Annotated in this window: 1 pseudogene; it reads right to left on the minus strand. The window is 65.2% G+C overall.

Annotated features, from left to right (window positions below):
* Window positions 1-104: 104 nt before the first annotated feature.
* A pseudogene (locus JHN45_RS52655) lies at window positions 105-368 on the minus strand (ABC transporter permease); the annotation flags it as partial.

Below are 368 nucleotides of genomic sequence, written 5' to 3' on the forward strand. Positions count from 1 at the left end.
GACATTGCCGTAGGACTTGCCTGTTTTCTGCAGCTCAACTACCGGTGCGGCACTGTCCGTTGCGGTGTTCGCGAGAGTGGTCGGGTGGGTGGTGGTCACTGGATTCACCTCCGGGTCGCCGCTCGGCCGACCCACAGATTGATGAGGGTGGCGCCGAGGAGCATCACGCCGAGGAAGGCCTTGAACCAGTCGGGGTTCCAGCCGGCGTAGACGATGCCCTGCTGGACCATGCCGAACATGAAGGCGCCGAAGAGAGGGCCGATCGCCGAGCCCGAGCCGCCGGTGAGGAGGCAGCCTCCGATGACGGCCGCCGCGATGTAGATCAGTTCCTGGCCGACACCTTCGCCGGACTGCACGGTGTTGACTGC

Source organism: Streptomyces sp. MBT53, assembly GCF_016654115.1.
Taxonomy (GTDB): Bacteria; Actinomycetota; Actinomycetes; order Streptomycetales; family Streptomycetaceae; genus Streptomyces.